Here is a 12,917-nt window from a genome sequence, read left to right on the forward strand (position 1 = left end):
ATCCATGTCACTTTGAGTGCCCACACAGATTGTCTGATAAATTGTTAAAGAGCAGTTGCAACGCGGCTTTCAGCTCATCGTTGCGAGGTCCCGTATATTACGTTTTCCTCATTCAGAGTCAAGCAATTATTTTCACTTTTCTCTGTTGGCGTTCATCTCTGAACCCCGCTGTCCCGGCGGCTTGTAAGCCGTTGTTCCGTGTCAGTGGAGGCGCATTATAGGGAGTTCTCCGACGTTGACAACCCCTCTTTGAAAAAAAACGTTCAACCGTCTCTTTTTTGCTCAAAACCGTGCTACAGCGCCAGTTTTTCGAGCGTTTCGAAGCCATAACGACGTAAAACGGGCAAAAGTTGTTCGGTTTCTTTTGTTATCGCCATACAGAAAGCGATGTTCGCATCCGCTGATTTCGCATCCGGCGCCTCGTGTTCCAGCAGCCAGGCCGTCCGACGCGCAATTGCAGCACCGGAATCCACCAGCCGGGTCCCTTCAGGCAGAACCTTTAACAGCTCTTCCTGTAATAGCGGGAAATGGGTGCAGCCAAGAACAACCGTATCCGGTGGTTCCTGCATCCGCAGCCATGGACGCAGAATACGACGCAGCTCTTCAAGCGATACCGTCTCGCCGTGCAGTTTCGCTTCCGCCATTTCCACCAGCTCCGCGGAGCCGAGCATGGCGATCTGGCATTCATTGGCAAAGCGCTCTATAAGCTCACGCGTATAAGGACGTTTTACCGTACCGCGCGTAGCCAGCAACCCCACAATGCCGTTCGCCGTCAGACGCGCCGCAGGTTTGATTGCCGGAACAACGCCCACAACCGGGAACGGGAATTTTTCGCGCAGGGCAGGAAGAGAGACCGTGCTTGCCGTATTACAGGCAATGACCGCCAGCGCCAGGGGATAACGCTTTTGTACCGCGGTGACGATTTCAACCACACGTTCAACAATAAAGTCTTCACTCTTTTCCCCATACGGGAACGCGACGTTATCGAAGGCGTAGATGTAATGGAGATCCGGCAGGAGCTGCCGAATCTCATCATAGACCGAAAGCCCACCGACGCCGGAATCAAACACCAGCACGGTGGGACGCGGATCAGAAGGTGTAGCTGCCAGACAAGGTGTATTCCCGTCCTGCAGTTTGGTAGCCATAAACTGTCTCGTAATCTTTATCGAACAGGTTGGCTATTTTACCACGAACTGTGAGATGAGAGGTGACAGGATATGAAACCGCGACGTCCCACAGGCTGACGCCGCCCATTTTCACGCGTTCTGTTGCATAGGTATTCGGATCAACGGCAACGTCATAGCGAGTGCCCAGATAACGGTACGCCAGATTCCAGTCGAGATCCCACACCTGCCAGTCAAGCTGATACTTAACCTGTTGCTTTGAGCGACGAGCCAGGACTTCGTTAGTTTTCGCATTACGCGGGTCGACGTAGTCGTAAGAAATCTGATGCCCTACCGGGCCAGTGTCGAACTGGGCCGTCGCCTCGATTCCTTTAATACGGGCTTCATCGACGTTGTAATAACGGTAAGTCCGCGGGTCGCTATTAATGAGGTTATCGATATCATTACGATAGCCCGTCACACGCCAGTTTACCGGCCCCGTCAGACCTTCAAAGCCACCTTCCCACTGCTTACTCTCTTCTGGCTTCAGATCCGGATTACCGTAATCTTTACTGTGGATCTGGCTCATGGTCGGTGCTTTATACGCTGTACCGTAAGAACCGATGATGCGATACCCCTCGATGAACTCCCATGCGGCGCTGGTCTGCCAGGTGGCGTGATTGCCAAAATTAGAGTTATCGTCATTACGCGCCGCCGCTTCCAGCGTCACGCTGTTGAACTGCTGCATCGCCGAAAGGAACACGCCGGTATTACGTTGTTCGTAACCTTTTTCCAGATAGCCCGTACCCGCCTGGGTTTTCTGCTTCTGCCAGTCCAGACCCGCGCCGATATTGCCGTGACCCACTTCAACCGTATTCAGCCACTGGGTGGTGTACTGCTTCACGTCATCCATGGTTGCGGAGTCAGCGTAGCGGCCTTTTTTCGGATCATAGTTCTGATCTTTGCTACGGCCATACCCTGCCACCAGCTGTGACTGGAAAATACCCTGGTTATAGCGCAACCCGGTGTCCCAATTCTGGCTGTAAACCTGACGCGTGTCCGGCCGCCCATCAATGCCGGTCGCACCATAGTGATCGTAACCGTCATACGCGGAGCGGTTATCGTAGCCAAAGCCACGGACGAATCCGCTGACGCTGTCGGTAAACTGCTGCTCCACCGAGCCAAATAGCGATTTACTCATAAAACCATCGCGGTCTGGCTGGCGCGGGGCATCTTTTGCGGCAATATCAAAACCACGGGTATAGGTATAATCACCGGCCATGGTGATTTTGGTTTTATCGAACACCTGCTGGAAGGCACCGTTATAGTTTTGATACCCCTTTGAACCGACACCCGCAGAAATTTCTGCACCCGGCTTGTCGCGCCCGGTAATGATGTTAATCACACCGCCAATCGCGTCGGAGCCATACAGCGCCGAACGTGGGCCGCGAATGTACTCAATACGCTGAATCAGCGACGTCGGAATTTGGCTTAAATCGGGAACATTGCTGATCCCGGCATTATTCAGGGGGATACCATCAATCAGTACCAGAACATGGCGGGATTCCGTACCGCGAATAAACGTTGAAGAGGTTGACCCCATCCCGCCGCTTTGTGCGATGTCCACACCCGGCAGGCGTGACATGATTTCCACAACACTCGTTGCCTGCCAGCGTTCAATATCCTCACGGGTCACGACGGAGGTCGGAGCCAGAACGGTTTTTGCTGGTTGTTCGAAACGGTTTGCTGTCACCACCAACGAGTCGGCGCTTTCCTGCGCCCAGCCCGAAAATGCCGTGACGGAAAACGCCGTCAACAGCGATACTTTTTTAATCATTGTTAAAGCATCCACAATATAAGAAGGATGCCGCAGGCCTCATCGATAGCACGCGATGATGAAACCAAATGCGACGTGATCCCGGCAGGTCTTCGGGCTGGGTGGCGTTATACGGATGAAGACTTCCCATTTTCACAGTGTCTACAACTCTCATCCCGCCAGTCTTTACCGCTGCGCGTCAGCTCCAGATTTGCACTGGATTCCCTTTTCACTCTCAGGAGACCGGAAACAGAATGCTACAATTAGACACGTATAGATGTCCAGATAGCTATTAGCCATTAAATCTGGACATCCACTGCACAATCCCTACAATCCCCGCGTAATTCTTTATCACTCAGGACGCATCATGACCCCCGAACACCTCCCGACAGAACAGTACGACGCACAGCTGGCAGAAAAAGTTGTCCGCCTGCAAAGTATGATGACGCCTTTCAACGCGCCGGTTCCCGAGGTGTTTCGTTCTCCGGTCAGCCACTACCGTATGCGCGCTGAGTTCCGCATCTGGCACGATGGCGATGACCTGTACCACATCATTTTCGATCAGCAGACGAAATCCCGCATTCGCGTAGACAGTTTTCCGGCGGCGAGTGAGCTCATCAACCAGCTGATGACGCTAATGATCGACGGTGTACGCAATAATCCGGTGCTGCGCAACAAGCTGTTCCAGATTGACTACCTGACCACCCAAAGCAATCAGGCCATTGTTTCTCTGCTCTATCACAAAGCGCTGACCGACGAGTGGCGCGAGCAGGCAGAAGCCCTGCGCGATGCGCTGCGCGCGCAGAACATCAACGTGCACCTGATTGGCCGCGCGACCAAAACCAAAATCATGCTGGACCAGGATTACATCGACGAGCGTCTGCCGGTAGCAGGTAAAGAGATGGTTTACCGTCAGGTGGAGAACAGCTTCACCCAGCCGAATGCCGCCATGAACGTGCAGATGCTGGAGTGGGCGCTGAACGCGACGGAAGGGTCGACGGGCGATCTGCTGGAGCTCTACTGCGGTAACGGCAACTTCTCGCTGGCACTGGCGCGTAACTTCGAACGCGTGCTGGCGACGGAAATCGCCAAACCGTCGGTGGCAGCCGCGCAGTACAACATCGCCGCTAACCATATTGATAACGTACAAATTATTCGTATGGCGGCAGAAGAGTTTACCCAGGCGATGAACGGCGTACGCGAGTTTAACCGCCTGCAAGGGATTGATTTGAAGAGCTACCAGTGTGAGACAATTTTTGTCGATCCGCCGCGCAGTGGCCTGGACAGCGAAACCGAGAAGATGGTGCAGGCGTACCCGCGTATTTTGTACATCTCCTGTAACCCGGAGACGCTGTGCAAGAATCTGGAAACATTAAGCCAGACGCACAAGGTTGAACGTCTGGCGCTGTTCGATCAGTTCCCGTATACACACCATATGGAGTGCGGCGTTTTACTTACCGCACGGTGATCTGTAGGCCGGATAAGCGTAGCGCCATCCGGCATTTTTTGGCAGGTGGCGCTTCGCTTACCTGCCCTACAAATAATTCATTACTCCGGCAACTGGCTCTTGCGGCTACGCATACGCGAGCCAATCCAGAACACCAGCGCCACAGACAGCACCGCAGGCAGGAAGTTAGAGCCAATATCCGGATACTCCGCGCGCACCACGGTGCTGTACAACAGTACACCCAGAATAAAGCAGGCTGCGGCCAGCCCCGGTAATCCGACAGGCATGGTGCGGTTCAGATAACGTTGATGCAGGCAGTACACCGTCAGCACCAGCGCGATAATAGGGAAAATCGAGAACGGTACAATTGAGCTGAAAATCGCCGCAAACGTACCATTAATGGATAAGCCAGCGATCAATGCCAGCAACAGCGTTCCTTTATCCTGACCTGACTGTTTCATTACTCACCTTCACTCATCGTTTTGATGTGCCAACTTCTCTTGTTCACGGCGATACCAGTAGTACGCACCTTTAGAAATCATCCGCAGCTGCAATACCAGTCGCTCTTCGAGTTGCTTACGTTGTTCAATGCTGACATCCAGCGCTTCGGCACCCGCGCTGAAAACAATCGTCACCATCGCCTCGGCCTGTGCTTCAGTAAACGCACGCGGCATATGGTTTTCGAGTTCAAGATAGTCGGCAAGTTCCGCGATGAAATGCTGAATTTCACGCGCGACGGCGGCACGAAACGCGGCTGACGTCCCGGAACGTTCACGCAACAGCAGGCGAAACGCGTTAGGGTTATTGCCGATAAATTCCATAAATGTCGACACAGAGGTGCGGATCACGCTGCCGCCCTTGGCGATACGCTGACGCGCCTGACGCATAAGCTGGCGCAGCATTAAACCGCTCTCGTCGACCATGGTCAGGCCCAGTTCATCCACATCACGGAAATGACGATAGAAGGACGTTGGCGCAATCCCGGCCTCGCGCGCCACTTCACGCAGGCTCAAACTGGCAAAACTCCGCTCAGCACTCAGTTGACTGAATGCGGCTTCCACCAGCGAACGCCGGGTTTTCTCTTTTTGTTGTGCTCTTACGCCCATCACGATAGTTGAATCCTTCCAAAGGCCCGTTGGCACTATACCAGAGAATAAAATTAATCTGTTTACCTGGCTTTGTGAATGATTGTTTACGGGCGGTTTGTGCTCCACTGCCCGAAAAAAGCACAACGATAATTGGGTTACCCTGGCAATGATGTTATGATTCTGTTGCTTTTATGTATAAGAACAGGTAAGCCTTGCCATGCCACATTCCTACGATTACGACGCAATAGTTATTGGTTCCGGCCCCGGCGGCGAAGGTGCTGCTATGGGTCTGGTAAAACAGGGAGCCAGAGTAGCGGTTATTGAGCGCTACCATAATGTCGGCGGCGGTTGCACCCACTGGGGCACCATCCCTTCGAAAGCCCTCCGCCACGCCGTTAGCCGCATTATCGAATTTAACCAGAACCCTCTTTACAGCGACCACTCCCGACTGCTTCGCTCCTCCTTTGCCGATATCCTGAATCACGCAGACACGGTCATTAACCAGCAGACGCGCATGCGTCAGGGTTTCTATGAGCGCAACCACTGTGAAATTCTGCAAGGGAACGCGCATTTTGTAGATGAACACACCCTGGCGCTGGAGTGCCACGACGGTTCGGTTGAGACGCTCACCGCTGAAAAATTTGTGATCGCCTGCGGTTCCCGTCCTTACCATCCGGCAGACGTGGATTTCTCGCACCCGCGCATTTACGACAGCGACTCCATCCTCAGCCTGCACCACGAGCCACGCCATGTGATCATCTACGGTGCGGGGGTGATTGGCTGTGAATATGCGTCGATCTTCCGGGGAATGGAGGTCAAAGTTGATCTGATAAACACCCGCGACCGGCTGCTGGCGTTCCTCGATCAGGAGATGTCAGATTCCCTCTCCTACCACTTCTGGAACAGCGGCGTGGTGATTCGCCACAACGAAGAGTACGAGAAAATCGAAGGCTGCGACGACGGTGTGATCATGCACCTGAAATCCGGTAAGAAGCTGAAAGCCGACTGCCTGCTGTATGCCAACGGCCGTACCGGCAATACGGATTCATTGCAGCTGGAGAATATCGGGCTTGAAACCGACAGCCGCGGTCAGCTCAAGGTCAACAGCATGTACCAGACTGCGCTGCCGCACGTTTACGCGGTCGGTGACGTGATTGGTTACCCAAGCCTGGCCTCCGCCGCGTACGATCAGGGCCGCATCGCAGCACAGGCGCTGGTGAAAGGTGAAGCGACGGCGCATCTGATTGAAGATATCCCGACGGGTATCTACACCATTCCGGAAATCAGTTCTGTCGGGAAAACCGAGCAGCAGCTGACGGCCATGAAGGTGCCTTACGAGGTGGGTCGTGCCCAGTTTAAACATCTGGCGCGGGCGCAAATCGTGGGGATGAGCGTGGGTACGCTGAAGATCCTGTTCCATCGCGAGACGAAAGAGATCCTCGGTATTCACTGCTTCGGTGAGCGCGCGGCGGAAATCATTCATATCGGCCAGGCGATCATGGAGCAAAAAGGTGGTGGCAACACCATTGAGTACTTCGTTAACACCACCTTTAACTACCCGACCATGGCGGAAGCCTATCGGGTAGCTGCGCTGAACGGCTTAAACCGCCTGTTTTAACGCGCTGTCGAAATGGCCATCCATCGCACCCCGGATGGCCTCTGCCAGCTGCTCATAGCGGCTGCGCAGCGGTGACCCCGGACGATAAACCAGACCAATGGTGCGACGCGGCTCCGGCTTAATACACGGCAGATAGACCACGCCATCACGTTTACGCTCGTGCGGCACCGCCAGCGCAGGCAGCAGCGTAATACCGCTTCCCGCCGCTACCATATTACGCAGCGTTTCCAGGCTGGTTGCGCGGAAATGGGTATCTTCATCGGCACCCGCTTCGAAGCAGAAGCCCATCGCCTGATCGCGCAGACAGTGGCCGTCTTCCAGCATCAGCAGCTTTTCCCCGGCCAGATCGGCCATCGGCACGCGATCGCGGTTCGCCCACGGGTGATCTTCATAGATCGCCAGCATCATTGGCTCATCGAACAGCGGTACTTCAATAAACGCTTCACTCTCTTTGACCAGCGCCAGGATCGCGCAGTCGAGCTTGCCGCTGTCCAGCTGCGCCAGCAGCTGATGGGTTTGCGCTTCATGCAGGTACATTTCGAGTTTCGGGAACGTCTGGTGCAGCATCGGAATGATTTGCGGCAACAGGTACGGGCCAACGGTTGGGATCAGGCCAATATGCAGCGGGCCGGACATCGCTTCCCCCTGCTGGCTTGCCATTTCCTTGAGCACTTTGACCTCGCGCAGTACGGTGCGCGCCTGATCCACCAGCAGCAGACCTGCCTGCGTGAACAGTACCTTACGACTGGTGCGCTCCAGCAGCATCACGCCCAGCTCATCTTCCAGCTTGCGGATCTGACCGCTCAACGTTGGCTGGCTGACGTGGCAGGAGTCTGCCGCGCGGCGAAAATGGCGATGCTCAGCTAACGCTACCAGGTATTCAAGATCACGAATATTCATTATTCATCCTCCGTCGCCACGATAGTTCATGGCGATAGATAGCATAGCAACGAACGATTATCCCTATCAAGCATTCTGTTGAATAATACATCACATAGACGAGGCGGCACGTGTTTGACCCTTGACGTCCCCGCACCGTCAGCGAGTTTCTCTCAAAACTCGAAAAACTAAAGCCAACGTGAACTTTTGCGGACCCCGTGGTCCGCTTTTTTTTGCGTAAAAAAAAGCCCAGCGCTAAGCCAGGCTCCGTTTTTCTCCCTCTCCCCGTGGGAGAGGGCCGGGGTGAGGGCACCAGCCCGCACTATTCAAACCAACCGGTTTTTCGCATCCGCAATCGCCTGCGCTACCTGCTTCGGCGACACGCCACCTTTCGCTGCACGCTTATCCAGGCAGGATTGCAGGGCCAGAATCGGGTAGACATCATCCCCGATAACCGCGCTGAATTTTTGCAGGTCGGCAAGCGCCAGCTCTTCAAGGGCTTTACCCTGACGAATCGCTTCCACCACCGCTTCACCCACAATATGGTGCGCCTCGCGGAACGGTACGCCTTTCGCCACCAGGTAGTCCGCCAGCTCGGTAGAGTTAGCATACCCCTGCTGCGCCGCTTCCTGGCAGCGCGGACGTTTCACCTGAATGCCGTCCAGTACCAGCGCGCCCATATGCAGACAGTCCAGCCAGGTGTCGAGCGCGTCGAACAGCCCCTCTTTGTCTTCCTGCATGTCTTTGTTGTACGCCAGCGGCAGCCCTTTCAGGGTCATCATCATACCGGTCAGCGCGCCCTGCACACGGCCACACTTGCCGCGGATCAGCTCCAGCGCATCCGGGTTTTTCTTCTGCGGCATCAGGGAGGAGCCGGACGTCACACGGTCGGACAGCTCGACGAAGCCCGCTTCGCCAGAGTTAAAGAAGATCAGGTCTTCGGCAAAGCGCGACAGGTGCACCATCCCGATAGAGGCATTCGAGAGCAGCTCCAGCACGTGGTCACGGTCAGAGACGCTGTCCAGGCTGTTGCGGGTGGCGGAGGCAAAGCCCAGCCAGCCTGCCAGCTGCTCACGGTCGATTTCATACGCCGTACCGGCCAGCGCGCCGCTGCCCAGCGGGCTGACGTCCAGACGCTTTAAGGTATCCTGTAAACGGCTCTCATCACGCGCCAGCATCTCAACGTAGGCCAGACACCAGTGCGCGAACGTCACCGGCTGCGCGCGTTGCAGGTGGGTATAACCCGGCATCACGGCGTCCTGATTGTTCTGCGCGGTGTCCACCAGCGCGCTCTGCAACTGACGATTCGCCGCCAGCAGTTCGCCGACGGTCTCTTTACACCACAGCTTCAGGTCGGTCGCCACCTGGTCATTACGGCTACGCCCGGTATGGAGCTTTTTACCCAACTGGCCGACTTTGTCGATCAGTTTGCCTTCCACCCAGCTGTGAATATCTTCGGCATCGCTCTGGAGGATTTGCTCCGGATCCAGACGCACCTCTTCCAGCAGGTTGTTCAGCGCCTCTTCCAGCTGCTGCTGTTCGTCTGCGGTCAGCACGCCAACGGTCACCAGCGCTTTGGACCAGGCCACAGAGCCGACAATATCCTGTTCGGCCAGGCGGTAGTCGAAGCGCAAAGAGTCGTTGAACTGTTTGAACCGCTGATCCGCTGCCTGTGTAAAACGCCCACCCCAAAGTGCCATAACGAATTTCCTTAATGATGATATTTTTGCCCGGTGGCGCTGCGCTTACCGGGCCTACAAAATTCACGTAGGCCGGATAAGCGAAGCGCCATCCGGCACAGAAACTTAAGCCAGAATACGCGTACCAATCGGCGTACCGTTAAACAGCGCCGGGAGTTGCTCCGCGTGACGCCAGGAGGCGATATCCACCGGGCGACCCAGCGTGCGTGCCGCATCCAGCGCGGCGTTCACTTTAACGATCATGCCGTCGGTGATAATACCCTGATCGATCAGCTGCTCGGCTTTTGCGGCGGTCATTTCCGCAATACGCTGGCCTTTGCCGTCCAGTATGCCGCTCACGTCGGAGAGCAGGATCAGATCTGCGCCCAGCGTGGCCGCCAGCGCGGTTGCCGCCTGGTCCGCATTGACGTTCATCAGCTCGCCCTCTTCGGTCACGCCGATTGAGCTCACCACCGGCAGGAAACCGCCTTCCAGCAGAGTGTTAATCAGCTTAGGCGAACCAGGCTGCGCCAGTCCAACATGGCCAAGCTCTTCGTCGAGCTGGGTCACTTTTACGCTATCGCCATCGCCCAGGTAGAGGCCAACGGACGCAATATGGTGTTTCTTCGCCCACGCCAGCAACGTTTTGTTCGCCGTGCCCGCCAGCGCGCCGGTAATGATGTCAATCTGGTCCGCAGGCGTCACGCGCAGGCCATTTTTCTTTTTCACCGGCAGGTTGAGCCCTTTCATCAGCTCATCCACCACGCAGCCGCCGCCGTGCACAATCACCAGCGGACGTTGGTGTGATTCACGATAGTTCACCAGTGCGGTAAACAGGCGCTCCAGCGCTTCTTCGCTGTCCAGCAGTACACCACCGAGTTTGATAATTAATGGATTCATCATCACACCTTAAATAAGAGCCTGCGTTTCAGGGAAGCCGAAACGAATATTTGCACACTGCATTGCCTGTGCGGCAGCGCCTTTGAGTAAGTTATCTTCTGCGGCGACCACAATCAGATGCTCGCCCTGCACGGCAAAGCCGATGTCGCAGAACGGCAGGCCAACCACGTTTTTCAACGCCGGCACGCCTTTTTCATACAGGCGCACCAGCGGTTTATCCGCATACGCCTGCGTGAAGACCTCGCTCACCTGTTCTTTGGTCACACCCGGTTTCAGGCGGCAGGTAATGGTTTCGAGGATCCCACGCGGGAAGCTGCCGAGGTGCGGGGTGAAAATCACGTCCGCGCCCAGATGGGTGGTGATTTCAGGGTGATGGCGGTGATTAAACACGCCATACGGCTGAAGGCTCACTTCGCAGAAGCTGTTGGAGATCGCCGCTTTGCGCCCGGCGCCGCTCACGCCACTGGTGGCGTTGATGACTGGCCACTGATGCAGATCCAGCAGACCCGCGTCGATCAGCGGCTTCAGGGAAAGCTGCGCCGCTGTCGGGTAGCAGCCCGGCACGGCAATCAGGTTCGCTTCTTTCAGTTTATCTGCGCTCCACTCCGCCAGGCCATACACCGCTTTTTCGAGCAGATCCGGGTGCTGATGGGTGAAACCATAATATTTTTCGTAGAACGCGCTGTCGTTAACGCGAAACGCGCCGGAGAGATCAAAGACCACGCAGCCGGCCGCTAAAAATTGCGGTGCCAGGTCGTGGCTAACTTCATGCGCCGTGGCTAAAAACACAACGTCAACGCCGTCGGTGAACTCGCTGATGTCAGACATGGGCTGCAAAGGCAAATCAACCACGCCTTTAAGCTGTGGATGCAAATCGGAAATTAACTTTCCGGCATCATTGCTTTGCGCTGACACGGTCAAAGCGGTTATGGTCATATGAGGGTGGCGATTTACGTAGCTTACAAGCTCTGCGCCCGCATAACCGCTAGCGCCTACAATCAGCGTATTCAACATCGGGTTCCTTTATGCTCAACGATAATGTATTTTTATTCACATTTATTGCATGAATATTGATACTATCACGACCTAAGGTGTGTCAACAATGAAAATGAACTTACCGCCATTTATCGAGATTTACCGCGCCCTGATTGCCACACCCTCCATCAGCGCGACGGAAGAAGCCCTGGATCAGAGCAATGAGTCTTTAATCAATCTGCTGGCGGGTTGGTTTAGCGATCTTGGGTTTAACGTTGAGGTTCAGCCCGTCCCCGGAACACGCCACAAATTTAACCTGCTCGCCAGTACCGGACATGGCGCGGGCGGCCTGCTGCTGGCTGGCCACACTGACACCGTGCCGTTTGATGATGGCCGCTGGACGCGCGATCCGTTCACGCTGACCGAGCATGACAACAAGCTTTATGGTCTGGGCACCGCCGACATGAAAGGCTTTTTCGCCTTTATCCTCGACGCGCTGCGTGACGTGGACGTGACAACCCTGAAAAAGCCGCTCTACATTCTGGCGACCGCCGATGAAGAGACCAGCATGGCGGGCGCACGTTATTTCTCTGAAAACACATCGATTCGTCCTGACTGCGCGATCATCGGCGAACCGACCTCTCTGCAACCGATTCGGGCGCACAAAGGCCATATTTCTACCGCGGTGCGCGTGCTCGGACAGTCCGGCCACTCCAGCGATCCGGCGCGCGGCGTGAACGCCATCGAGCTGATGCATGACGCGATTGGCCGCATCATGACCCTGCGCGACGATCTGAAAGAGCGCTATCACTACGAGGCGTTCACCGTGCCGTATCCGACGCTAAACCTCGGCAGCCTGCACGGCGGTGATGCGTCCAACCGTATCTGCGCCTGCTGCGAACTGCATATGGATATCCGTCCTCTGCCGGGCATGACGCTGAGCGATCTGGATGGCTTACTGAACGAAGCGCTGGCACCGGTCAGCGAGCGCTGGCCGGGCCGTCTGACGGTCTCCGAACTGCATCCGCCGATTCCAGGCTACGAATGTCCGCCTGACCATCAGCTGGTTCAGGTGGTGGAAAAACTGCTCGGCGAGAAAACCGACGTGGTGAACTACTGCACCGAAGCGCCGTTTATTCAGACGCTGTGCCCGACGCTGGTTCTGGGCCCTGGCTCCATCAACCAGGCCCACCAGCCGGACGAATATCTCGAAACCCGCTTCATCAAGCCCACTCGCGAACTCATTACCCAGGTTGTGCATCACTTCTGCTGGCATTAAAAACGCACCGAACAGTCCCCTCTCCCTGTGGGAGAGGGTTAGGGTTAGGGTTAGGGTTAGGGTTAGGGCAACAAATCGCATGATCTTCGTCACATTCCCATAAGCATCTCTTATCTGACGCAATACGAATTAA

General features: G+C 55.6%; 11 protein-coding genes and 1 riboswitch. Of the genes, 3 read left to right on the forward strand and 8 right to left on the reverse strand.

The window, feature by feature from the left end; genetic code table 11:
* Positions 1-293: 293 nt before the first annotated feature.
* Both murI and btuB read right to left on the reverse strand, forming a co-directional pair.
* Positions 294-1,145, reverse strand: coding sequence for a glutamate racemase (murI, locus tag ACWKXX_RS18500; protein ID WP_003862067.1), 852 nt, complete (start codon positions 1,143-1,145; stop codon positions 294-296).
* Positions 1,090-2,940 carry a TonB-dependent vitamin B12 receptor BtuB gene (btuB, locus tag ACWKXX_RS18505; protein WP_017694253.1) on the reverse strand — a complete coding sequence of 617 codons (1,851 nt, stop codon included), beginning with the start codon at positions 2,938-2,940 and terminating at the stop codon, positions 1,090-1,092. Before btuB ends, murI begins: the two co-directional genes overlap by 56 nt.
* A gap of 66 nt (positions 2,941-3,006) precedes the next feature.
* Positions 3,007-3,182, reverse strand: a riboswitch (cobalamin riboswitch).
* A gap of 104 nt (positions 3,183-3,286) precedes the next feature.
* Between btuB and trmA the strand changes: the two genes are divergently transcribed.
* Complete coding sequence (gene trmA, locus ACWKXX_RS18510) at positions 3,287-4,387, forward strand: tRNA (uridine(54)-C5)-methyltransferase TrmA (protein ID WP_261665900.1); 1,101 nt, start codon at positions 3,287-3,289, stop codon at positions 4,385-4,387.
* Between the two features lie 80 nt (positions 4,388-4,467).
* On the opposite strand, the gene ACWKXX_RS18515 is transcribed toward trmA, so the two are convergent.
* Both ACWKXX_RS18515 and fabR read right to left on the reverse strand, forming a co-directional pair.
* On the reverse strand, positions 4,468-4,827 hold the full coding sequence (locus tag ACWKXX_RS18515; RefSeq protein ID WP_015569961.1) for a YijD family membrane protein: 360 nt from the start codon (positions 4,825-4,827) through the stop codon (positions 4,468-4,470).
* 9 nt (positions 4,828-4,836) lie between these two features.
* Positions 4,837-5,475 carry an HTH-type transcriptional repressor FabR gene (gene fabR, locus ACWKXX_RS18520; protein WP_003862059.1) on the reverse strand — a complete coding sequence of 213 codons (639 nt, stop codon included), beginning with the start codon at positions 5,473-5,475 and terminating at the stop codon, positions 4,837-4,839.
* A gap of 196 nt (positions 5,476-5,671) precedes the next feature.
* Between fabR and sthA the strand changes: the two genes are divergently transcribed.
* Entirely contained in the window at positions 5,672-7,072 is a 1,401-nt protein-coding gene (sthA, locus tag ACWKXX_RS18525; protein ID WP_003862057.1) for a Si-specific NAD(P)(+) transhydrogenase, read from the forward strand.
* Here the strand turns inward: sthA and oxyR are convergent.
* The 4 genes from oxyR to argC form a co-directional block, all read right to left on the reverse strand.
* The gene (gene oxyR, locus ACWKXX_RS18530) at positions 7,055-7,972 is read right to left on the reverse strand and encodes a DNA-binding transcriptional regulator OxyR (protein ID WP_003862055.1); all 918 of its coding nucleotides are present in this window, start codon (positions 7,970-7,972) and stop codon (positions 7,055-7,057) included. The two genes, sthA and oxyR, sit on opposite strands and share 18 nt — an antisense overlap.
* A gap of 305 nt (positions 7,973-8,277) precedes the next feature.
* A complete protein-coding gene (gene argH / locus ACWKXX_RS18535; protein ID WP_023304631.1) occupies positions 8,278-9,651 on the reverse strand; it encodes an argininosuccinate lyase in 1,374 nt (457 codons plus the stop codon).
* A 105-nt stretch (positions 9,652-9,756) separates the two neighbouring features.
* The gene (gene argB, locus ACWKXX_RS18540; protein WP_006808651.1) at positions 9,757-10,533 is read right to left on the reverse strand and encodes an acetylglutamate kinase; all 777 of its coding nucleotides are present in this window, start codon (positions 10,531-10,533) and stop codon (positions 9,757-9,759) included.
* A gap of 6 nt (positions 10,534-10,539) precedes the next feature.
* Positions 10,540-11,544, reverse strand: a complete 1,005-nt coding sequence (gene argC, locus ACWKXX_RS18545) for an N-acetyl-gamma-glutamyl-phosphate reductase (RefSeq protein ID WP_261665899.1) — start codon at positions 11,542-11,544, stop codon at positions 10,540-10,542.
* 88 nt (positions 11,545-11,632) lie between these two features.
* Here argC and argE point away from each other — a divergent pair, with 88 nt between their 5' ends.
* Entirely contained in the window at positions 11,633-12,784 is a 1,152-nt protein-coding gene (gene argE, locus ACWKXX_RS18550) for an acetylornithine deacetylase (RefSeq protein ID WP_015569956.1), read from the forward strand.
* Positions 12,785-12,917: the final 133 nt, after the last annotated feature.

The organism is Enterobacter sp. UPMP2061 (assembly GCF_053709615.1).